Source organism: Kineococcus rugosus, from assembly GCF_050871975.1.
Lineage (GTDB): Bacteria > Actinomycetota > Actinomycetes > Actinomycetales > Kineococcaceae > Kineococcus.
In genome coordinates this window covers 79,821-99,718 of the sequence record NZ_JBJLSJ010000008.1, presented here as the reverse complement: position 1 = coordinate 99,718, position 19,898 = coordinate 79,821, and the positions used below count along the sequence as shown (strand labels likewise).

At 76.2% G+C, this 19,898-nt stretch carries 22 protein-coding genes and 1 tRNA gene; 12 read left to right on the top strand and 11 right to left on the bottom strand.

Going from position 1 to position 19,898, the window contains the following annotated elements:
* Nucleotides 1-8 precede the first annotated feature (8 nt).
* The 3 genes from def to ACRYM6_RS06345 all read left to right on the top strand — a co-directional run bounded on the left by def (nt 9) and on the right by ACRYM6_RS06345 (nt 2,390).
* Nucleotides 9-575, top strand: a complete 567-nt coding sequence (gene def, locus ACRYM6_RS06355) for a peptide deformylase (protein WP_432541913.1) — start codon at nt 9-11, stop codon at nt 573-575.
* Nucleotides 572-1,615 (top strand): tRNA (adenosine(37)-N6)-threonylcarbamoyltransferase complex transferase subunit TsaD, encoded by a 1,044-nt coding sequence (gene tsaD, locus ACRYM6_RS06350; RefSeq protein ID WP_432541912.1) that lies wholly within the window; start codon nt 572-574, stop codon nt 1,613-1,615. Before def ends, tsaD begins: the two co-directional genes overlap by 4 nt.
* Before the next feature lie 64 nt (nt 1,616-1,679).
* Nucleotides 1,680-2,390: a TerD family protein gene (locus ACRYM6_RS06345; protein WP_432541911.1), complete on the top strand. Its 711-nt coding sequence runs from the start codon at nt 1,680-1,682 to the stop codon at nt 2,388-2,390.
* A 43-nt stretch (nt 2,391-2,433) separates the two neighbouring features.
* On the opposite strand, the gene ACRYM6_RS06340 is transcribed toward ACRYM6_RS06345, so the two are convergent.
* From ACRYM6_RS06340 to ACRYM6_RS06330, 3 genes are all read right to left on the bottom strand, one after another.
* On the bottom strand, nt 2,434-3,162 hold the full coding sequence (locus ACRYM6_RS06340; protein WP_432541910.1) for a zf-HC2 domain-containing protein: 729 nt from the start codon (nt 3,160-3,162) through the stop codon (nt 2,434-2,436).
* Nucleotides 3,159-3,728 carry a sigma-70 family RNA polymerase sigma factor gene (locus ACRYM6_RS06335; protein ID WP_432541909.1) on the bottom strand — a complete coding sequence of 190 codons (570 nt, stop codon included), beginning with the start codon at nt 3,726-3,728 and terminating at the stop codon, nt 3,159-3,161. Before ACRYM6_RS06335 ends, ACRYM6_RS06340 begins: the two co-directional genes overlap by 4 nt.
* A gap of 80 nt (nt 3,729-3,808) precedes the next feature.
* Complete coding sequence (locus tag ACRYM6_RS06330; RefSeq protein ID WP_432541908.1) at nt 3,809-4,645, bottom strand: DUF4394 domain-containing protein; 837 nt, start codon at nt 4,643-4,645, stop codon at nt 3,809-3,811.
* A gap of 219 nt (nt 4,646-4,864) precedes the next feature.
* On the opposite strand from ACRYM6_RS06330, the gene acs reads away from it, so the two are divergent.
* From acs to ACRYM6_RS06310, 4 genes are all read left to right on the top strand, one after another.
* Nucleotides 4,865-6,814 carry an acetate--CoA ligase gene (gene acs, locus ACRYM6_RS06325; protein ID WP_432541966.1) on the top strand — a complete coding sequence of 650 codons (1,950 nt, stop codon included), beginning with the start codon at nt 4,865-4,867 and terminating at the stop codon, nt 6,812-6,814.
* Nucleotides 6,815-6,894: 80 nt separating this feature from the next.
* Nucleotides 6,895-7,908: an endonuclease/exonuclease/phosphatase family protein gene (locus tag ACRYM6_RS06320; RefSeq protein WP_432541907.1), complete on the top strand. Its 1,014-nt coding sequence runs from the start codon at nt 6,895-6,897 to the stop codon at nt 7,906-7,908.
* Nucleotides 7,909-8,175: 267 nt separating this feature from the next.
* The gene (locus tag ACRYM6_RS06315; RefSeq protein WP_432541906.1) at nt 8,176-8,646 is read left to right on the top strand and encodes a phage holin family protein; all 471 of its coding nucleotides are present in this window, start codon (nt 8,176-8,178) and stop codon (nt 8,644-8,646) included.
* Nucleotides 8,643-9,572 carry an alpha/beta fold hydrolase gene (locus ACRYM6_RS06310; RefSeq protein WP_432541964.1) on the top strand — a complete coding sequence of 310 codons (930 nt, stop codon included), beginning with the start codon at nt 8,643-8,645 and terminating at the stop codon, nt 9,570-9,572. The genes ACRYM6_RS06315 and ACRYM6_RS06310 overlap by 4 nt, the downstream gene beginning before the upstream one ends.
* A 1-nt stretch (nt 9,573) precedes the next feature.
* Here ACRYM6_RS06310 and ACRYM6_RS06305 read toward each other — a convergent pair whose 3' ends face one another.
* From ACRYM6_RS06305 to nth, 3 genes are read right to left on the bottom strand one after another with little or no spacing between them, the layout of a single operon-like run.
* Nucleotides 9,574-10,770: a MarP family serine protease gene (locus tag ACRYM6_RS06305; RefSeq protein WP_432541905.1), complete on the bottom strand. Its 1,197-nt coding sequence runs from the start codon at nt 10,768-10,770 to the stop codon at nt 9,574-9,576.
* Nucleotides 10,767-11,420 carry an NUDIX hydrolase gene (locus tag ACRYM6_RS06300; protein WP_432541904.1) on the bottom strand — a complete coding sequence of 218 codons (654 nt, stop codon included), beginning with the start codon at nt 11,418-11,420 and terminating at the stop codon, nt 10,767-10,769. The genes ACRYM6_RS06305 and ACRYM6_RS06300 overlap by 4 nt, the downstream gene beginning before the upstream one ends.
* Nucleotides 11,417-12,112, bottom strand: a complete 696-nt coding sequence (nth, locus tag ACRYM6_RS06295) for an endonuclease III (RefSeq protein ID WP_432541903.1) — start codon at nt 12,110-12,112, stop codon at nt 11,417-11,419. The genes ACRYM6_RS06300 and nth overlap by 4 nt, the downstream gene beginning before the upstream one ends.
* Before the next feature lie 122 nt (nt 12,113-12,234).
* Here nth and ACRYM6_RS06290 point away from each other — a divergent pair, with 122 nt between their 5' ends.
* Complete coding sequence (locus tag ACRYM6_RS06290) at nt 12,235-12,789, top strand: hypothetical protein (protein ID WP_432541902.1); 555 nt, start codon at nt 12,235-12,237, stop codon at nt 12,787-12,789.
* 222 nt (nt 12,790-13,011) lie between these two features.
* The gene (locus ACRYM6_RS06285) at nt 13,012-13,674 is read left to right on the top strand and encodes a Crp/Fnr family transcriptional regulator (RefSeq protein ID WP_432541963.1); all 663 of its coding nucleotides are present in this window, start codon (nt 13,012-13,014) and stop codon (nt 13,672-13,674) included.
* Nucleotides 13,675-13,692: 18 nt separating this feature from the next.
* Here ACRYM6_RS06285 and ACRYM6_RS06280 read toward each other — a convergent pair whose 3' ends face one another.
* Genes ACRYM6_RS06280 through ACRYM6_RS06265 form a run of 4 tightly spaced genes read right to left on the bottom strand, consistent with a single transcriptional unit; the run spans nt 13,693 to nt 15,420 of the window.
* A complete protein-coding gene (locus ACRYM6_RS06280; RefSeq protein ID WP_432541900.1) occupies nt 13,693-14,436 on the bottom strand; it encodes an MBL fold metallo-hydrolase in 744 nt (247 codons plus the stop codon).
* Nucleotides 14,423-14,884 (bottom strand): RidA family protein, encoded by a 462-nt coding sequence (locus ACRYM6_RS06275; RefSeq protein ID WP_432541899.1) that lies wholly within the window; start codon nt 14,882-14,884, stop codon nt 14,423-14,425. Before ACRYM6_RS06275 ends, ACRYM6_RS06280 begins: the two co-directional genes overlap by 14 nt.
* The gene (locus tag ACRYM6_RS06270; RefSeq protein WP_366169643.1) at nt 14,881-15,036 is read right to left on the bottom strand and encodes a DUF4177 domain-containing protein; all 156 of its coding nucleotides are present in this window, start codon (nt 15,034-15,036) and stop codon (nt 14,881-14,883) included. The genes ACRYM6_RS06275 and ACRYM6_RS06270 overlap by 4 nt, the downstream gene beginning before the upstream one ends.
* Before the next feature lie 33 nt (nt 15,037-15,069).
* The gene (locus ACRYM6_RS06265) at nt 15,070-15,420 is read right to left on the bottom strand and encodes a WhiB family transcriptional regulator (RefSeq protein ID WP_432541898.1); all 351 of its coding nucleotides are present in this window, start codon (nt 15,418-15,420) and stop codon (nt 15,070-15,072) included.
* A 313-nt stretch (nt 15,421-15,733) separates the two neighbouring features.
* On the opposite strand from ACRYM6_RS06265, the gene ACRYM6_RS06260 reads away from it, so the two are divergent.
* A complete protein-coding gene (locus tag ACRYM6_RS06260; protein WP_432541897.1) occupies nt 15,734-18,220 on the top strand; it encodes a penicillin-binding protein in 2,487 nt (828 codons plus the stop codon).
* 57 nt (nt 18,221-18,277) lie between these two features.
* Here the strand turns inward: ACRYM6_RS06260 and ACRYM6_RS06255 are convergent, their stop codons facing one another.
* Entirely contained in the window at nt 18,278-18,745 is a 468-nt protein-coding gene (locus ACRYM6_RS06255) for a GatB/YqeY domain-containing protein (RefSeq protein ID WP_432541895.1), read from the bottom strand.
* Between the two features lie 57 nt (nt 18,746-18,802).
* On the opposite strand from ACRYM6_RS06255, the gene ACRYM6_RS06250 reads away from it, so the two are divergent.
* Both ACRYM6_RS06250 and ACRYM6_RS06245 read left to right on the top strand, forming a co-directional pair.
* The gene (locus ACRYM6_RS06250; protein ID WP_432541894.1) at nt 18,803-19,732 is read left to right on the top strand and encodes a metallophosphoesterase; all 930 of its coding nucleotides are present in this window, start codon (nt 18,803-18,805) and stop codon (nt 19,730-19,732) included.
* Between the two features lie 76 nt (nt 19,733-19,808).
* Nucleotides 19,809-19,885 (top strand) — tRNA-Pro (locus tag ACRYM6_RS06245).
* Nucleotides 19,886-19,898: the final 13 nt, after the last annotated feature.

The following is a 19,898-nucleotide window of genomic DNA, read 5'->3' as shown; positions in this document are numbered from 1 at the left end:
ATCTCCCGGTGACCGAGCGGGAACCGATCGTCTTCGAGGGCCGGACCGGGGTCGTGCACCCCATCACGCGGTACTGGACCCCCGTCCTGCACCACCCCTGCACCCCCGTCACCGCCTTCGACGACGGCCTCGTGCAGCTCGTCGCCGACATGTTCGCCTCCATGGACGCCGCCGACGGGGTGGGCCTGGCCGCCAACCAGATCGGCGTGGACGCCCGCGTGTTCGTCGTCGACTGCCCCGACGCCGACACCGAGACGACGGGCCGCAACGTCGTCGCGCACGTCGTGAACCCCGTCCTGCACCTGCCCACCGGCCGCAAGCGCCGCCTCGACCTCGACGGCGAGGGCTGCCTGTCGGTGCCCGGGGAGTACGCCGAGCTGGCCCGCCCCGACACCGCCGAGGTCACCGGCGTCGACGTCCACGGCGCGCCCGTGCGGATCGTGGGGACCGGCCTGCTCGCCCGCTGCCTGCAGCACGAGGCCGACCACCTCGACGGCGTCGTCTACGTCGACCGGCTGCCGGCCGGGGAACGCCAGCAGATCCTCGCCGCCGCCGGGCTGGAGGGCCCCGCGTGATCGTCCTGGGGGTCGAGTCCAGCTGCGACGAGACCGGCGTCGGGCTCGTCAGCGACGGCGTCCTGCTCGGCGACGCCCTGGCCTCCAGCATGGACGCGCACGCCCGGTTCGGCGGCGTCGTGCCCGAGGTCGCCGCCCGCGCCCACCTGGAGTCGATGGTGCCGGTGCTGCACGAGGCCCTCGACAAGGCGTCCCTGGGCCTCGGCGACGTCGACGCCGTCGCCGTCACCGCCGGGCCGGGCCTGTCGACGGCCGTGCAGGTCGGGCTGGCCTCGGCGAAGGCGCTGGCGTTCGCGCTCGGCAAGCCGCTGTACGGCGTGCACCACCTCGCCGGGCACGCCGCCGTGGACGTCCTGGAGCACGGGCCGCTGCCGCCGCGGTGCGTGGCGCTCGTCGTCTCCGGCGGCCACACGTCGCTGCTGCTGCTCGGCGACCTCGGCAAGGACCCGATCGTGCACCTCGGCGACACCATCGACGACGCCGCGGGCGAAGCGTTCGACAAGGTCGCCCGCGTGCTGGGGCTGGGGTACCCGGGCGGGCCGGTCGTGGACCGCGTCGCCCGCGACGGCGACCCGCACGCCATCGCCTTCCCCCGCGCCCTGTCCCGGCCCTCCGACCCCGCCTACGGGTTCTCCTTCTCCGGGGTGAAGACCGCCGTGGCGCGCTGGGTCGAGGCCCGCGTCGACGCCGGCGGCGAGGTGCCCGTCGCGGACGTCGCCGCCGGCTTCCAGGAGGCCGTCGCCGACGTCCTGACCCGCAAGGCGCTCGCCGCGTGCCGCGAGCACCGCGTCGACACCCTGCTGCTGGTCGGCGGGGTCGCGGCCAACTCCCGCGTCCGGGCGCTGGCCGAGGAGCGCTGCGCCGCGGCGGGCGTGGAGCTGCGGGTCCCGCCGGTCCGGCTGTGCACCGACAACGGGGCGATGATCGCCGCGGTCGGGGACCTGCTGGTGCGCGCCGGCGCCCCCGCCTCCGGGCTGGACCTGGGCGCGGACCCGTCCGCGCCGCTGACGGGGGCCCTGCTGGCCGGTCCCTGGACCTGAGGCACTTCCGCCGCCGCGCGCGCGTTGGGTCCTGCGAACCCCTCGAACGAAAGGTGTCGGACCCGTGGCGATCGACTACTCGAAGAAGGCGAACGAGCCCGGACCCACCGCGGGACCCCCCGCGGGCGGGGGAGGGGGTGTGTCCCTGTCGAAGGTCACGCTGACCAAGGCGGCGCCGAAGGTCTCGCTGTCGAAGTCCGGCGCCACCGGCGGCACCCTGCGCGTGCACCTGGCCTGGAACGCCCGCCCCGCCGCGGCCCCCGCCTCCGGCGGCGGGTTCTTCTCCAAGCTCAAGGCCGCCGCCGCCCCCCAGAGCGGCATCGACCTCGACCTCGGCGCCCTGTACGAGTTCACCGACGGCTCCAAGGGCGTCGTGCAGGCCCTGGGCAACGCCTTCCGCGACGCCGGCGCCGGTGACCCGGTCGTCTGGCTCGACGGCGACGACCGCACCGGCGGCGGCGGGGAGAACCTGTTCGTCGACCTGCGCGACGCGGCCCGCATCAAGCGCATCCTCGTGTTCGCCTTCATCTACGAGGGCGTGCCGAACTGGGCCGCCGCCGACGGCGTGGTGACGCTGCACCCGGTGTCGGGCCCCGAGATCGAGGTGCGCCTCGACGAGCACGACGACCGCTCGCCCATGTGCGCGATCGCGCAGATCGTCTCCGACGGCCGGGAGGTCTCGGTGCAGCGCGAGGTGCGGTACGTGCAGGGCGGGCAGCAGGCCCTCGACGAGGCGTTCGGGTGGGGCATGCGCTGGCGGACCGGGCGCAAGTAGCCGCCGCGGGGGACGGGCCGCCGGTCCGGCGGCCCGTCCCCCCTCAGGCCCGCGGGAACGGCAGCGCGAGCACGGTCGCGCCGGTCTCGTCGAGCACCTCGAAGGCCGTCGCGTCGCCGCGCAGCACCGCGGCCTGCATGTCGCAGACCAGCTCACCGGCCCCGACGCCGAGGAACTCCCCGGCCGGGCGCGCGGCGCCGTCGGCGGTGCGCACCACCGCGCGGTAGGTGCGGCCGGCGGCGAACCCGGCGGCCTCGAACGACACCTCCACGCCCCAGGTGTGCGGGACGACGACCGCGGGCGCGCCCACGCTCAGGCCCCCGGCGCGGCCGGCCCCGGTGACCTGCAGGGGCAGGTTCTCGACGGCCACGGCCGGCGGCGGGTCCTGCGGCCGGGTCACCACGCGCTCGGTGACGCCCACGGCGACGGCCGCGGTGACGAGGCAGGCCGCGACCGGGACGAGCACGGCCCGCAGCCGGCGGACGCGGGTCTCCCGCCGCCGCCGCCGGTCGCGCAGGACGGACTCCTCGCGCACGGCCGCCAGCACGCGGTCGCCCAGCTCCCGGGGCGGGGCCGCCGGCCCGGGCAGCCGGCCCGGGTCGACCAGGCGCAGGTCCGCGGCCAGGGGCGCGAGGTCGGCCAGCTCGGCGCGGCACGCCGCGCAGCCGTCCAGGTGCGCCCGGAGCCGGACCTCCTCGGCCGCGGGGAGCAGCCCCAGGGCGTGCAGCCCCAGCGCCTCGCGCAGCTCGCGGTGGTCCTGCGGCCCGCTCACGGCTCCACCCCCATCTCGTCCATCGCCACCCGCAACGCCTTCAGCCCGTAGAACACCCGGCTGCGGACGGTCCCCACGGGCACCCCCAGCTCGGCGGCGACCTCGGCCGGGGGGCGGTCGCGCAGGTACGTCTCCACGATCGCGGTGCGGTGCTCCGGCGTGAGCCGGCGCAGCGCCTCCTCGACCACCCAGCCCCGCAGCAGCCGCTCGCCGGGGTCCTCCGCCGCGCCCGCCGCGTCGTCGGTCACCTCCGCCACGAGGGCACCCTGCCAGGGGCGGGCCCCGGCGGCCCGCACGTGGTCGAGCAGCGTGTTGCGGGCGATGGCGAACAGCCACACCCGCAGGCTCGCCAGCCCCGGGTCGTACCGGTCGGCCGCGCGCCAGGCCCGCAGGAACGTCTCCTGCACGACGTCCTGCGCCGCGACCGGGTCACCCAGCCCGCGCAGGACGAACCGGTGCAGCTCGGCGCCGTGCGCGGCGTACGCGCGCGCGACGTCCGCCTCCCCGTGCAGGCCGTCCGCGGGCTCGTCCGCGGTCCCCGCGCGCCGTCCGTGGCGCCGTCCCATGCTCCTCCGTCCGTCCTGCGGCTGCCCGGCGGGCCCGACCGGACCGGCAGCCCCCCTCAGGCCGCCGGTCCGCCGTCCCGTCAGGGCAGGCGCAGCGCCAGGTCGCCGACCGCGGCGTCGAGGGTGCCGACGAGCGTGGCCTTCCCGGTGAGCAGCGACACCTCGTGCACCGTCGAGCGCCCGGCCCGCTCGCCGGTGCCCGGGACGACGAGGTACCCGGTGGTCCCGGTGACGTCGAAGCCGACGTCGCCGGTCAGGTCCGCGCCCAGCTTCCCCGTGGGGGCGAGGGTGCCCGAGTTCGCCGGGGACTGCACCGCGACGACGTCGGCGTTCACGTCCACGACGAACAGGGTCGTCGCGGTGGCCGGGTCGGTGTCGTTGTTCGTGTAGGCCGCGGCCGTCACGCCGGTCGTGGTCCCGGCCGCGGGCGGGGTGGTGAGGGCGGTGTCCACGGCGGTCGCCGGGTACCCGGCGTCGGTGCGGGCGAAGGACTGGCGCAGGTTCTGCCCGGTGTCGCTGACGACGCGCAGCGCGTTGGCGACGGGGTTGAAGTCGACGCCGAAGGCGGTGCCCTCCAGCGGCACGCTCAGCTGCAGGACGCGGGTCGCGGCGGCGCGGTGCACGTCCAGGACGTACACCCCGCCCCGGTCGCCGACGCCGTACACCTGGCCGTCCTGCACCCGGGCGTCGATGCCCACGAGCCGGGTGTCGCCCTGCAGGCCCCGGACGGTGCCGGTGGGCTTCACCTTCCCGGGGTGGGTGACGGAGAACGTGACGAGCTGCGTGCCGTCGACGAGCCCGACGGCGCGCAGGTGCCCGCGGGCCTCGTGGCCCCCGGGGGTCGCGGTCGCGGCGGTGGCGGGGGCGAGGACGGCGGCCGCGGTGGCGGCGGCGGCGAACGCGGTACGGGGTCGCACGGTGTTTCCTCCTGCTCGACGGTGGGGCTGAACGGCCGGTGCCGGTCGGGGGTGCTTACGCGCGCCGTCGCCGCGGTGTTCACCGGCGGCCGGAAGTTCCTCGCCGGACCCGCCGGACCCGCCGGACTCGCCGGACCTGGCGGTGTGCCCGCGACCCCGGGCGGCTAGCCTCGTCGGCAGATCCGCGAGGCCAGTCTGTCGAGGAGGACGACCGTGACCATGCAGAACGTCGGGCAGAGCGAGGCGGTGCCGACGGTGGCGCCCGACCCCGGGTTCGCGCAGCAGGCCGTGGCCCAGCCCGACCTGTACGAGCGCGCCGCCGCCGACCGGCTCGGGTTCTGGGCCGAGCAGGCCCGCGAGAACGTCACCTGGGACACCGACTTCACCGACGTCCTGGACTGGTCGAACCCCCCGTTCGCGAAGTGGTTCGTCGGCGGGAAGCTGAACGTCGCCGTCAACTGCGTGGACCGGCACGTCGCCGCCGGGCACGGCGACCGCGTGGCCCTGCACTTCGAGGGCGAGCCCGGCGACGCGCGCGCCGTCACGTACGCCGAGCTGCACGAGCAGGTGCAGCGCGCCGCGAACGCCCTGGCCGGGCTGGGCGTGCGGGCCGGGGACCGCGTCGCCATCTACCTGCCGATGCTGGTGGAGTCGGTCGTCGCGATGCTGGCCTGCGCCCGGCTCGGGGCGGCCCACTCGGTGGTGTTCGGCGGTTTCTCCGCCGACGCGCTGAACTCCCGCGTCAACGACGCGCAGGCCAAGCTCGTCATCACCTGCGACGGCTCCTACCGCCGCGGCAAGCCCACCACGCTCAAGCCCGCCGTCGACGCGGCGCTGGCCAAGGGCGCCCCGTCGGTCACGAACGTGCTCGTGGTCAAGCGCAACGGCGAGCCGGTGGACTGGGTCGAGGGCCGCGACGTGTGGTGGCACGAGGCGCTCGAAGCCGCTGCGCCGCAGCACGAGGCGGAGGCCTTCGACGCGGAGAACCCGCTGTTCGTGCTGTACACCTCCGGCACCACGGGCAAGCCGAAGGGCATCCTGCACACCTCCGGCGGGTACCTCGTCCAGACCGCCTACACGACGAAGAACGTCTTCGACGTGCGGCCCGAGCGGGACGTGTACTGGTGCACCGCCGACGTCGGCTGGGTCACCGGGCACTCCTACGTCGTGTACGGGCCGCTGGCCAACGGCCTCACCCAGGTCATCTACGAGGGCACCCCCGACACCCCCGACAAGGACCGCTGGTGGTCCATCGTGGAGAAGTACCGCGTCACCGTCCTCTACACCGCCCCCACCGCGATCCGCACCTGCATGAAGTGGGGCGAGGAGTTCCCCGCCCGGCACGACCTGTCGTCCCTGCGGGTCCTGGGCAGCGTCGGGGAGAACATCAACCCCGAGGCGTGGAACTGGTACCGCCGCGTCATCGGCGCCGACCGCACCCCCATCGCCGACACCTGGTGGCAGACCGAGACCGGCGCCCAGATGATCGCCCCGCTGCCGGGCGTGACCGCGCTGAAGGCGGGCTCGGCGCAGGTGCCGCTGCCGGGGATCGTGGCCGAGGTCGTCGACGACGCGGGCGAGCCCGTGCCGCACGGGCAGCCCGGCTACCTGGTGCTCACCGAGCCGTGGCCGGCGATGCTGCGCGGCATCTGGGGCGACGAGCAGCGGTTCAAGGACACGTACTGGTCGCGCTTCCCGGGCCGCTACTTCGCCGGGGACGGCGCCAAGCGCGACGCCGACGGCGACATCTGGCTGCTGGGCCGCGTCGACGACGTCATGAACGTCTCCGGGCACCGGCTGTCCACCGCCGAGATCGAGTCCGCGCTGGTGTCGCACCCCGACGTGGCCGAGGCCGCCGTCGTGGGGGCCACCGACGAGACGACCGGGCAGGCCGTGGTGGCGTTCGTCATCCTGCGCGGCGGGCACGAGCAGGGCCCGGACACCGTGGCCGACCTGCGCGACCACGTGGCCCGGGAGATCGGGCCCATCGCCAAGCCGAAGTCGATCATGGTGGTGGCCGAGCTGCCCAAGACCCGCTCGGGCAAGATCATGCGCCGGCTGCTGCGGGACGTCGCCGAGCACCGCGCCCCCGGCGACGTCACCACCCTGACCGACTCCTCGGTCATGGACGCCATCACCGCGGGCCTGGGCACAGCTCCCCAGGACTGACGCAGGACCGGCGCCCGACCTCCACCGCACCCCCGCGCCCGCAGCACCACCCGGGCCCGGGGGTGCGTCACCGTGGAGGGGTGCCGAACCGCCCCCGCCGCCGGACCACCCGGACCGCCCTCACCACGGGGGTCGTCACCGGTCTCGCCACCGGGGTCGTCGCCGCGGGCGCGGCCGTCGCCGCTGCCCCCGACTGGTTCGGGCTCGCCGGGTCGCGGCCGTTCCTGTGGACCGTCCCGTTCCGGGGGCCCGTCGGTCTCGGGCTGGCCGGGCTGGCCGTCGTCACCGGGCTCGCGGGCCTGCGGTGGCGCCGGGCGCTGCCCGCGGCGACGGCGCTGGCGCTGGCCGCGGCCGGGTCGCTGGCCACGACCGCCGCGCGCGGCGCCTCGGCCGGGGACCTGCCCACCGCCCGCCCCGGCGACGTGACGTTCCTGGCCGCCAACGTCCTGCACGACCGCGCCGACCCCGACGCGGTGGCCGGGCTGGCCGCCGCCGCGGACGCCGACGCCGTCTCGCTGCCGGAGTCCACGCGGGCGTACGCCACCGACGTCGCCGACCGCGTCCGGGCCCGCACCGGCACCCGGTACCAGGTCCTGCACCGCGCCGACCGCGACGGCCGGCACGGCACCGCGCTGCTCGTCGCCGACCGGATGGGGGAGTACCGCCCCACCGGGGAGCTCGCCGACGGGCTGAAGGCCGTCGTCACCGCCGCCCCCGTCTCCGGCGACGGGCCCGTGCTGGCCGCCGCGCACACCGCGGCCCCCGTCCCCGGCCTCCTGGACGCGTGGGCCGTCGAGGTCCGCGCCGTCGCCGACTGGTGCGCCCGCACCCCCGGCGCCCTCCTGGCCGGTGACCTCAACGCCACCCTGGACCACCCCGGGCTGCACCTGCGCGGGTCCTGCGTCGACGCCGGCGAGCAGACCGGCACCGGCGCCCGCGGCACCTGGCCGGCGAAGGTCCCCGCGGTCGCCGGCGCCACCATCGACCACGCCCTGGCCGACGGGAACCGTTGGCGCGCCGTCGGTTCCCGGGTCGCCGACCTCACCGGCAGCGACCACCGCGCGGTCCTCGCCCGGTGGCGACCGGTCGACTGAGCGCCGCCGCGCTGCTCCGACCGGGGGGAAGCGCCGCGCCACCGGCGGCGGCTTCGGCCGAACGCCCACCGCGCCCGCCGCGGAGCCGTACTGTCGTCCTGGTCGTCGCTCGTCCCCCTGTGCGAGAGCGACCCCTGCGTCGCCGTCGGTCCCCCCGCCGGCGGCGACGCGTCCCCCTGCCGGTGCACCCGCCCGACGCAGCTCCTAGGCTCTGGCCCGGCGCCCCGACTCCCGTGCGGGCAGCGCGACCGTCCTAGGAGGATCTGGATGACCACCCTGAACGACCGTCCCGTCGGGGCCCCCGAACGCACGATCGGTCAGCTCGTGGCCGACGCGACGAAGGACGTCACCGAGCTCGTCCGGTATGAGATCGCCCTGGCCAAGGCGGAGATCACCGCCGACGTGAAGAACGGCGCCATCGGTGGCGCCCTGTTCGCCGTCGCCGGCGTCTTCGGCTTCGTCGCGTTCGTCTTCCTCGGGGTGACCGTCGCCTACGCGCTGCACGAGGGCGCCGGCTGGCCCGTGTGGCTGAGCTTCCTGGTCGTCGCCGTCGCGATGCTCGTCGTCGCCGGGATCGCCGCCGCGATCGGCTTCGGCCGCGTCAAGCAGGTCCGCCCGCCCGAGCGCACCATCCGCACCTCCAAGGACAGCGTCGCCGCGATCAAGGCCGCCGCCACCGGCAAGCCCGTCGCGAAGACCATCGCGGCCCCCACCGGCGCGCGCCGCCTCGAGCACTGACCCCGCACCCCGCCAGCGACGCCACCGACGTCTCCGCCGTCCTCGTCGAGGGCCCGTGGCGGCACCGGCTCGTCGCCGCGCACGGGGCGCGGTTCCACGTCGCCGAGCTCGGTGAGGGCCCGCTCGTCCTGCTGCTGCACGACTTCCCGCAGTTCTGGTGGGCGTGGCGGGCCCAGCTCGTCGCGCTCGCCGCGGCGGGGTACCGGGCCGTGGCGATGGACCTGCGCGGGTACGGCGCCTCGGACAAACCCCCGCGCGGGTACGACACCCCGACCTCGGCGGCCGACGTCGCCGCCGTCGTCCGGGCCCTGGGGGAGCGCGACGCCGTGGTCGTGGGCCTGGGCATCGGGGGCCGGACCGCGTGGGCGCTGCCGTCGCTGCACCCCGAGCAGGTCCGCGGCGTCGTCGTGGTCGGGGCGGCCCACCCGCTGCTGAGCGGGCACGTCCTGCGCGACCGGCTGGGGCGCCCCGCCGGGTTCGACACCACCCGCACCGCGTTCTGGCGGCAGCTGCCCGCCCTGCCCGAGCGGTCCTTCCTGCGCGGCGACGGCGTCGAGCGGGTCCTGCGGGAACGCTCCGGCCCCGGCTGGCCCGCCGCCGAGGACGTCGCCCGCTACGCCGAGGCGATCCGGGTGCCGTTCGTGGCGCACTCGGCGCTGGAGTACCACCGCTGGATCGCCCGGTCCGCCGTGCGGGCCGACGGGCGCCGCTTCGCCGCCGCGCTGCGCGACGGCGTGCACGTGCCCGTCCTGCAGGTCCGCGGGGAGCTCGACCCGACGGTCTCGGCGGCCACGCTGGAGGCCGCGGCCCGGTTCGCCCACGGCCCGCACCGCCTCGAGGAGGTCCCCGGCGCCGGGCACTACGTGCCCGAGGAGGCCCCCGACCGGCTGGCCCTGCTGCTGGCCGGGTGGCTGGCCCGCTGGTGACCTACTCGCGGGTGCAGGCGCCCGTGGGGACCTCGGTGGTCCCCGCCGCGGCCAGCACCGCGTCGAGCTCGTCGGGGGTCAGCGCGTAGCCGGTCCGCTCGTCGTCGAGGGACTTGGCGAACACGACGCCCGCGACCCGGCCGTCCTCGGTGAGCAGCGGCCCGCCGGAGTTGCCCGGCTGCACCTGCGCGTACACCGAGTAGACCTCGCGGACGACGTCCGCGGTGTCGCGGATGTCGCGGCCCTGCGCCTGCAGCACCTGCCGGACCCGGGCCGGTTCGGCCCGGTACGGCCCGTCGAGGGGGTAGCCGGCCACGACGGCCGCGTCCCCGGCGGCCAGCTCGCCCGCGCGGGCCAGCGGCGCCACGTCCAGGTCGGGCACCGCCAGCACGGCCAGGTCGCGGCCGGCGTCGAAGGCGACGACGGTCGCCGGGTACCGCGGCCCCTGCCCGCCGGGCTGGACGAGGGGGTCGGTGACCCCCGCCACGACGTGCGCGTTCGTCACCACGCGCGCCACGCCCCCGGCCCGGTCCACGACGAACCCCGACCCCTCCAGCCCGCGGCGGCAGCTGTCCGCCACCCCGGTGACCTTCACGACCGCCGCCGGGGCCTGCCGCAGGGCCTCGGGGGCCTGCGCGGCGGGCGCCTCCACGGGCGCGATCGGCTCGGGGTCCAGGCCGGTGAAGACCCGCGGGAACCCGCCGGCCTGGGCCGCGGACCAGAACCGCGCCAGGACGTCGCCGGTGGCGGGCGGGACGACCCGGTCGACCGCCGCGACGACCCGCGAGCCCGTCACGGCCTGCACGACCGTCGGCAGCGGCGCCTGCCGCGCCGCGCCGGCGACGACCCACAGCACCAGCAGCGTCGCGACCCCGCCGGCGACGGCCCCCAGCACGGCGTCGACCAGCCGCGCCGGTGCCCAGCGCACGTGCGCCCGCACCCGGGCCGCGACGAACCCCAGCAGCACCCGCCCCACCACCGCGAGGGCGACGGTGCCCAGCACCACGACCAGCGTCCGCTGCACCCCCGGGTCCCAGCCCGCGACGACCCGCGGCAGCGCGACGACCCCCACCGCCGCCCCGCCCACCAGGCCCAGCAGGCTCCCGACGCCCACGAGGAACCCCTCGCGGTACCCCGCGACGACCTGGGCGAGCAGCAGCACCAGCAGGACGACGTCCAGGACGCCCGACGCGCTCACGCCCCGCCCCCCGCCCAGGCCAGCGCCTCCTCCAGCGAGACGGTCCCCACCGGCCCCGGCGGCCGCGTCAGCAGCCCCCCGAGGTCGAGGACCCGGACGAGCACCTCCGCCGTGAACCCCCACACCAGCAGCCCCCGCACCGCGAAGGCCGGGCCGCTGTACCCGCCGGGTCCGCGGAGCCGCCGCACCGACCCGGGGGCCAGCAGCTCGGCCAGCGGCACCCGCTCCACGCGCGCCACCTCCGAGGGGTCCACGACCCCCACCGGGCACGGCTCGCGCCAGAACGCGACGACGGGCGTGACCACGTGCTCGGAGTGGGCCAGCGCCAGCGTCGGCAGCTCCCCGAGGACGTCGACGCCCGCGGCGACCAGCCCGGTCTCCTCGGCGGCCTCCCGCAGCGCCGTCGCGGCCGCGTCGGCGTCGGCGTCGTCGCGCCGGCCCCCGGGGAAGGCGACCTGCCCGGAGTGCTGGCGCAGCGTCCCGGCCCGCTCGGTCAGCAGCACCTCCGGGCCGCCGGGCCCGTCGGCGAACAGCACGAGGACGGCCGCGGGGCGGCCCCCCGGCCCGTGCCCGCCGGCCCAGCGCAGGTCGGCGGCCGTGACGTGCGGCAACCGGGAGGCCAGCGGCCGCAGCCACTGCGGGACGCTCACGCCGGGACCGGGCCCTTGACCAGCGCCGCCGCCCGCACCGGGTCGGTCTCCCCGATCCCGTCCGAGGGGCACAGCCGCCGGACCGGGCACGCCCCGCACGCCGGGCGGCGGCTGTGGCAGGTGCGCCGGCCGTGGAAGATCACCCGGTGGTTGAACATCGTCCAGTCCTTGCGCTGGATGAGCCCGGCCAGGTCCGCCTCGACCTTCACCGGGTCCTCGTGGGTGGTGAAGCCCAGCCGTCGCGACAGCCGCCCCACGTGGGTGTCCACGGTGAGCCCGGGCACCCCGAACGCGTCCCCGAGGACGACGTTCGCCGTCTTGCGCCCCACCCCCGGCAGCCGCACCAGGTCCGCCTGCCGGGCCGGCACCTGCCCGCCGTGCTCGGCGACGAGCTGGGCCGCCGTCCGCAGCAGGTTGTCGGCCTTGGCCCGGAAGAACCCGGTGGGCTGCACCAGCGCCTCCAGCCGGTCGCGGTCGGCCGCGGCCAGCGCGTGCGCGTCCGGGTACGCGGCGAACAGCGCGGGGGTGACCTGGTTGACCCGGGCGTCGGTGCACTGCGCCGACAGGATCGTCGCGACCAGCAGCTCGAAGGCGTCGGTGAAGTCCAGCTCGCAGTGCGCGTCGGGGTACCGCTGCGCGAGGAGGCGGTGCACCCGCCGGGCTCGGCGCGTGCGGGCCAGCTGCGTCTCCACCCGGGCGAGCCTACGTGCCGCCCGCGCCGCGGCACCGGGGACGACTCCCGACGGGTGAGCGGGCACCACCGTGAGGGTGACACCCCGTCAAGGCGCCCGGGGCGGCGGACGACACGGACACCATGCCCCCGCGCGACCTCGAACCGGCCGACCTGCCGAGCGACGCCCCCGCGTCCCTCCTGGAGTCGGCCCTGGAACCCGTGCTGTCCGGCGTGCTGGCCGCCGCCGACGACCTGACGTGCCGCCAGGCCGTCCGCGTCGAGCTGGCCGAGCTGCCGCTGCCGGCCCTGCGCCGCCGCCGCGGCCTGCTGCACGAGGAGGTCCGCCGCGTCCAGCACTGGCACCGGCTCGTGCGGGCCCGCCGCGACCTGCTGGTGGCCACCGCCTGCGGCCCCGAGGCGCTGCACGTGCCCGTGGAGGCCGCCACCCACGGCGGCCCGCTGGAGCACCACCTGGAGCCCGCCGAGCCCGGCGCCGACCCCGCCGAGGGGCTGCGCGGGCTGCTGCTGCTGGACCGGCCCATCCGCGGCGGCGGGCTGCCCGACCAGCTGCACGAGCTGTCCGGGGCCCAGCAGCGGCTGTCCGAGTACGAGAGGGCGCTGCTGGCGGAGCTGGCGGTCGCCACCGACGTCCTCGCCGAGCGCTGCCGCGCGCTGTTCCGGCCCGTCGTCCCCTGACCCCGGGCCCGGCCCCGGGCCGCCCGGGCCGGGCTCCCCGCCGCTGCGGGCCGTTCGTGCGGCAGACTGTCCACAGGCGCGCCGAGGTGATGCGTGTCACGGTCAGCGCACGCGGGTCACGGGAGGTCGTCGGTGGAGCACGGGGTCGAGCGCGGGACGGACGCCGAACGTCCCTTCGAGCGCGTCGCCGAGCGCCCGGGCGGGGACCGGCTCGGTGACGTCGTGCGCCGGGCGCCGCTGTTCGCGGCCCTGGACGACGAGTCGGCCGGCGAGCTGCTGGAGTCGATGGAGCCGGTCCACCTCGACCGCGGGCAGCAGCTGTTCGGCGAGGGCGAGCCCGGCGACCGGGTCTTCGTGGTGCGCACCGGCAAGATCAAGCTGGTCCGCAGCTGGCCCGACGGCCGCGAGAACCTCCTCGCCGTCCTGGGGCCGGGGGAGATGTTCGGGGAGCTGTCCCTGTTCGACCCGGGCCCGCGGACCAGCTCGGCGCGCGCCGTGTCCGAGGCCGAGCTCATCGCCCTCAACCACGACGACATGATGCGCTGGCTCGCCCGCCGCCCCGAGGTCGCCAAGCACCTGCTGCGGGCCCTGGCCCAGCGCCTGCGCCGCACCAACGTCGCCCTCGCCGACCTCGTCTTCACCGACGTCCCCGGCCGCGTCGCCAAGGCCCTGCTGGACCTGTCCCGCCGCTTCGGGCGCCCCATCGCCGACGGCCTGCTCGTGGCCCACGACCTGACCCAGGAGGAGCTGGCGCAGCTCGTCGGCGCCTCCCGGGAGACGGTGAACAAGGCGCTCGCGGACTTCGCGTCCCGCGGGTGGCTGCGCCTGGAGGCGCGGGCCGTGGTGCTGCACGACGTCGAGCGCCTGGCCAAGCGCGCCCGCTGACCGCCCGGGGCGGGCCGCTCAGCGCGGCGCGCCGGGGTCCAGGTACCTCAGCTGCGCGCGGACCGACTGCGCCGCCGCGTCCCGCAGGCCCGCGGGCAGGTCCCCGTGGACGGCGGTGACGAGCGCGCCGAGGTCGCGGTGCCCCGCGGCCCACGCCGCGCGCACCTGCTCCAGCCGTTCCAGCCGGTGGTCCAGCTGGGTCCGCAGCGCGGCCCGGGCGTCGTGCCGGGCGGGCCCGTGGCCGGGCAGGACGACCGCCGCGTCCAGCGAGAGCAGCAGCTCCAGGGAGCGCAGGTGCTCGCCCAGGTCGCCGTCGGCGGCCAGGACGGTGCTGCCGCGCCCGAGCAGGGTGTCGCCGGTCAGCAGCTCCCCGGTCGCCAGCAGCACCGACACCGAGTCGGCCGTGTGCCCCGGCGTCGCCAGGACCTCCAGGCTCAGGCCCGCGGCCTCCACGTGCCCGGCCGCGGTGACGACGGGGGCGGGGTGCTCGGCCAGGAACGCGGGCAGCCCCCCGACGTGGTCGGGGTGGTGGTGGGTGCCGACCACCAGGGCGACCCGCCGGCCCGCGAGCGCCGCCGTGATCGCGGCCCGGTGCGCGGCGTCGTCCTCGCCGGGGTCGACGACGACCGCGTCGGGGGAGCCGGGCGCGGCCAGCAGCCACGTGTTCGTCCCGTCGAGCGTCAGGGGGCCGGGGTTGCCGGCCAGGACGCAGGTGGCCCGGTCCGTGACCGGGCCACCCGTCCACGCCTCAGCTGCGGACACGCACCGTGATCTCGACCTCGACGGGGGAGTCCAGCGGCAGGACGGCCACCCCGACGGCGCTGCGGGCGTGCACGCCGGCGTCGCCGAAGATCTCCTGGAGCAGGTCCGAGGCCCCGTTGACCACGCCGGGCTGCCCCGTGAACGAGGGGTCGCTGGCGACGAAGCCGACGACCTTCACGACCCGCTCGATGTTGTCGACCCCGCCGGCCACGGACGCTGCGGCGGCGACGGCGTTCAGCGCGCACGTCGCGGCGAGCTGCTGGGCCGTCCCGGCGTCGACCCCGGCCCCGACCTTGCCGGTCACGGCCAGCTGCCCGTCGACGAACGGCAGCTGCCCCGAGGTGAGGACGAGGTCCCCGTCGCGGGTGGCGGGCACGTAGCTGGCGACGGGCGGCACGACGGCCGGCAGCGTCAGGCCCAGCTCGGCCAGGCGCGCGGAGGCGCTCACGGCTTGGGCCGCTTCAGGTAGGCGACGAGGCCGTTGCCGTCGGGGCCCGTGACGACTTGCACGAGCTCCCAGCCGTCGCTGCCCCACTGGTCCAGGATCTGCTTCGTCGCGTGGACGATCAGGGGGACGGTGGCGTACTCCCAGGTGGTCATGGCGGCCACCGTAGTGGCCGCCACCACCTCGGGTCAGACGGCGTGGACCTCGGTGTCCAGCGCCGCGGGCACGGTGGTGCCGGACCCGGTGACCTGGCCGGCGGCCGCGCCCAGGGCCGCGTCGCGGGCGGTCTCCAGCAGACGGCGCCAGGACTGCACGTTCGGGCGGCGCTTGAGCAGCGCGCGGCGCTCACGCTCGGTCATGCCGCCCCAGACGCCGAACTCGATCCGGCTGTCCAGCGCGTCGGCCAGGCACTCGGTGCGCACGGGGCACCCGCCGCAGATCTGCTTGGCGCGGTTCTGCGCCGAACCCTGCACGAACAGGTCGTCCGCCGTGCTGGCCTTGCAGGCTCCACGACTGGCCCATTCCAACGTCCACGTCATCGACGGCCCCTCCCGTCAGCGTCCCTCCCGGCCGGGAGCCTGGCGGCTCCGGTTCCCCCCGGGGTGCGGGACGATCCCTGTGAATCTTCCTGAGTGCCCACCTGCGGGCACACCGGCAGCGTATGGTCGGGTCGCGGCCGGCCCCAGAGCACCTTGTGACGAACCTGGGTAGTCACTTCGGGCTAGCGCCACTCACCCGTTCGTGGAGATCGGCGGGTGCACGGGGTATCGGGCCGGTCACGATCCTGCGCGCGGACCGCGGAGGACGTGTGCAGGGCTTCGGCCCCCGGCACCGTCCGCTTACGCTGACCGCATGGCCCCTCGCTCCACGCAGCACGCCCGGCGCCCGGTCTTCCGCCTGCTCGCCGCGTTCGCCGCGGTCAGCGCCGCCGGTGGTGTGCTCGGCGCCGGTCTCGTCGTCCCGGCCGTGGCCGCGACGGGCAGCCTGACCAGCGAGGGCGTCGACATCTTCAACGAGCTGCCCGGGGACCTGGGCGACAAGTCGCTGTCCGAGGCCTCGACGATCCTGTGGTCGGACGGCACGGTCATGGCGAAGGTGTACGACCAGAACCGCTCGGTGGTGGCGTTCGACCAGATCGCGCCCGTGATGCGGGAGGCGATCATCGCCATCGAGGACGACCGGTACTACTCCCACGGCGCCGTGGACATGAAGGGCATCGTCCGGGCGCTGGTCTCCAACGCCGGGGGCGGCGGCACCCAGGGCGCCTCGACGATCACCCAGCAGTTCGTGAAGAACGTCCTGGTCCAGCAGGCCGTGGAGGAGGGTGACTCCGCCGCCGCCGCGGCCGCCGTCGAGGCCGACGGGGTCGACGGGTACGCGCGCAAGCTGCGGGAGATGAAGCTTGCGATCGGGGTCGAGAAGGAGATGTCGAAGGACGACATCCTCGCCGGCTACCTGAACGTCGCCTACTTCCAGAACAACGTGTACGGCGTCGAGGCCGCCGCGCAGTACTACTTCTCCAAGCCCGCCTCCCAGCTGACGCTGCCCGAGGCGGCCGTGCTGGCCGGGATGGTGCAGAACCCCGCCGCGTACAACCCGGTGAAGTACCTCGAGGCGTCCACGAAGCGGCGCAACGTCGTCCTGGGCCGCATGCTCGAACTCGGCAAGATCGACCAGGCCACCCACGACCAGGCCGTCGCGACGCCGCTGGAGATCCGCCCGAACCCCAGCCGCCAGGGCTGCCTGTCGGCCGGGACGGCGGCGTACTTCTGCGACTACGTCGTGCACGTCGTGGAGTCCGACCCCGCGTTCGGGGCGACCACCGAGGACCGCCGCAACCTGCTGCGCCGCGGCGGCCTGACCATCAAGACCACCCTCAGCCCGGTCGTCCAGGGCAACACCCAGCAGGCCGTCAACGACGGCGTGAACCCCGGCCAGGAGGCCCGGTCGGCGGCCTCGATCGTCGAGCCCGGCACCGGCCACATCCTGGCGATGGCGCAGAACACCACGTACTCGCCCGACGAGGACCAGATCGGCGTCACGACGCTGAACTACAACGTCAGCCAGGCCATGGGCGGCGGGTCCGGGTTCCAGCAGGGGTCGACGTTCAAGGCGTTCACGCTCGCGGCGTGGCTGAAGGCCGGCAAGTCGATCGACTCGACCGTCGCGGCGCCGTCGTCGGGCAACGACCCGTTCAGCGCGTTCACCGCGTGCGGGCAGAAGCTGCGCGGCGGCCGGTACCCGTACAGCAACTCCGAGGGCGGCGGCGGCGGCACCATGACGGTGCGCGCGGCGACGGCGAACTCCGTCAACACCGCCTACGTCGCCATGGAGAAGCAGCTCGACCTGTGCGACCTCGCGGCGACCGCGCAGTCGCTGGGCGTCTACAAGGCCGCGCCCACGCCGCTGGACACCATCGCCTCCAACCCCAAGACCCTCGACCTCGACCGGCTGCCGTCGATGACCCTGGGCACGAACCTCGTGACGCCGCTGTCGGTCGCCGGGGCGTACGCCGCGTTCGCGGCCGAGGGGAACTTCTGCAAGCCGACCGCGATCCTCGAGGTCCTCGACGCGAACGACCAGCCGCTGCAGATCCCGTCCGCGGACTGCAAGCAGGTCCTCGACGTCAACGTGGCCCGCAACGTCACCGAGGCGCTGCGGGGCGGCTGGACCAGCGGGACGGCCCGGAACGTCTCCGGCAAGTCCCTCCTGGCCGGCCGTCAGGTCGCCTCCAAGACGGGGACCACGAACCAGAGCCGCGACACCTGGTTCGCCGCCTACACCCCGCAGATGGCCGGGGCCGTGTGGGTCGGCCACCACGGGACGGTGAAGAGCCTGAACGGCGAGCGCATCAACGGCCGCCGCACCGGTCGCGTGTTCGGCGCCACGATCGCCGGGCCGATCTGGACGAACGCCGTCGGCCGCAGCCTCACGCAGCTGAACGCGCCGAAGCTCACCTTCACCGACGGCACCAGCCAGGGCCTGAAGACGACGACCGTCGACGGCCGCGTCCGGGTCCCCAACGTCGTGGGGCGCAGCGTGTCGTCCGCGACCTCCGCGCTGGAGGCCGCCGGGTTCAGCGTCAGCGTCTCCAGCAAGCGCGTCGCCTCCGAGTCCGTGGCCGCGGGCCTGGTGGCCGCGCAGAGCGCCCGGTCCGCCGCCGCCGGCGCGACCATCACCCTGACCCGCAGCTCCGGCCCCGCGCCGAAGCCCACGCAGCAGGCCCCGGCGCCGACGCAGACCAGCGAGGCGCCCCCGGCGCAGGCCCCGGCGGAGACGCCGGCGCAGCAGCCCCAGCCGCAGTCGGAGCAGCAGCCGGAGCAGCAGCCGGCGCCCTGAGGCCGGACGCGCGGAGGCCCGCCGGGGGAGCACCCCCCCGGCGGGCCTCTTCGCGTCTCAGGCCTGCAGGCGGGCCCGCACGGCGCCCGAGAGCCGCTTGCCGTCGGCGCGGCCCGCGACCTTGCCCTTCAGCTGCGACATCACCGCACCCATCGCGCCCATGCCCGTCAGCCCCTCGGAGGTGGCGATGAGCACGGCCTCGTCGACCAGCTCAGCCAGCTCCTCGTCGGACAGCGGCGTCGGCAGGTACGTCTCCACCACGCCCAGCTCGGCGCGCTCGCGGGCGGCCTGCTCGGTGCGGCCCGCGCCGTCGTACGCCTCGGCGGCCTCCCGGCGCTTCTTCGCCTCGCGCTGCAGGACGGTGACGACCTCCTCGTCGCTCAGCACGCGGGCCGCCTTCCCGGCGACCTCCTCGCCGCGGACCGCCGTCAGGACCATCCGCAGCGTCGCCGACCGCAGCTCGTCGCGGGCCTTCATCGCGGTCGTCAGGTCGGCCTGCAGGGAGTCCTTGAGGGTGTCGCTCATGCGGTGATCCTCCCACCCCCGTCGAGCCGTTTCCCGGCCGCGCGCGAGGATGGGCCGATGCCCAGCGAATCGACGGCCCGCGTCCTGAAGGCCACCGCCGCGACCGCCGCCCTCACCGCCCTGGCCGGCGCGGGGGCGCTCGGCTACGCCGCCGGGTACGAGGTGCGCGCGTTCACGCTGCGGCACGCGCTCGTGCCGGTGCTGCCCGTGGGGGCCCGGCCGCTGCGGGTCCTGCACCTGTCCGACCTGCACCTGGTGCCCTCGCAGCGCCGCAAGCGGGAGTGGGTCGCGGCCCTGGCCGACCTCGAACCGGACCTCGTCGTCAGCACCGGCGACAACCTCGCCGCCCAGGACGCCGTCCCCGCCGTCCTGGAGACGTACGCGGGGCTGCTGGAGCGCCCCGGCGTCTTCGTGCTCGGCTCCAACGACTACTGGGCGCCGCAGCCGCGGAACTGGGCGCGCTACCTCAAGGGCCCGTCCCGGGTCCCCGAGCCGGAGGTCCCGCGGCTGCCCACCGGGGAGCTGGTCCGCGGCTTCATCGACGCCGGCTGGGTCGACCTCGACAACGTCCGCACCCGCCTCACGGTCGCGGGCCTGGACCTGGAGCTCGTGGGCGTCGACGACCCGCACCTGCGCTACGACCGCTACCCCGACGTCGCCGGGCCCGCCGCCGCCGACGCCGACCTCACCATCGGCGTCACGCACGCCCCCTACCGCCGCACCCTGGACGCCATGACCGCCGACGGTGCCGGGATGCTCATCGCCGGCCACACCCACGGCGGGCAGCTGTGCGTGCCCGGCGTCGGCGCTCTCGTCACCAACTGCGACCTGCCCCGCGCCCAGGCGTCGGGCCTGTCCCGGTGGCACGCCGCCGGCCACGACGCCTGGCTGCACGTCTCCGCCGGGCTGGGGACCTCCCCGTACGCACCCGTGCGCTTCGCGTGCCGCCCCGAGGCGACGCTCCTGGAGCTCGTGCCCGTCCGCTGAGCGGGGGAGGGTTGGTTCGGAGCACCCGCGCCGATGGGCTACTCTTGGCGAGGCCGTTCACGCGGCTCAGCAGCATCGGGGTGTGGCGCAGCTTGGTAGCGCGCTTCGTTCGGGACGAAGAGGCCGCAGGTTCAAATCCTGTCACCCCGACCATCAAGACCGCAGG

Excerpts from the sequence above, each read along its gene's own strand:
- ACRYM6_RS06335 (WP_432541909.1), bottom strand. The coding sequence starts at position 3,728 with ATGGGACGGCGCCACGGACGGCGCGCGGGGACCGCGGACGAGCCCGCG.
- ACRYM6_RS06250 (WP_432541894.1), top strand. The coding sequence starts at position 18,803 with ATGCCCAGCGAATCGACGGCCCGCGTCCTGAAGGCCACCGCCGCGACC.
- ACRYM6_RS06260 (WP_432541897.1), top strand. The coding sequence starts at position 15,734 with ATGGCCCCTCGCTCCACGCAGCACGCCCGGCGCCCGGTCTTCCGCCTG.
- ACRYM6_RS06290 (WP_432541902.1), top strand. The coding sequence starts at position 12,235 with ATGCCCCCGCGCGACCTCGAACCGGCCGACCTGCCGAGCGACGCCCCC.
- ACRYM6_RS06315 (WP_432541906.1), top strand. The coding sequence starts at position 8,176 with ATGACCACCCTGAACGACCGTCCCGTCGGGGCCCCCGAACGCACGATC.
- acs (WP_432541966.1), top strand. The coding sequence starts at position 4,865 with ATGCAGAACGTCGGGCAGAGCGAGGCGGTGCCGACGGTGGCGCCCGAC.
- ACRYM6_RS06265 (WP_432541898.1), bottom strand. The coding sequence starts at position 15,420 with ATGACGTGGACGTTGGAATGGGCCAGTCGTGGAGCCTGCAAGGCCAGC.
- ACRYM6_RS06255 (WP_432541895.1), bottom strand. The coding sequence starts at position 18,745 with ATGAGCGACACCCTCAAGGACTCCCTGCAGGCCGACCTGACGACCGCG.
- ACRYM6_RS06270 (WP_366169643.1), bottom strand. The coding sequence starts at position 15,036 with ATGACCACCTGGGAGTACGCCACCGTCCCCCTGATCGTCCACGCGACG.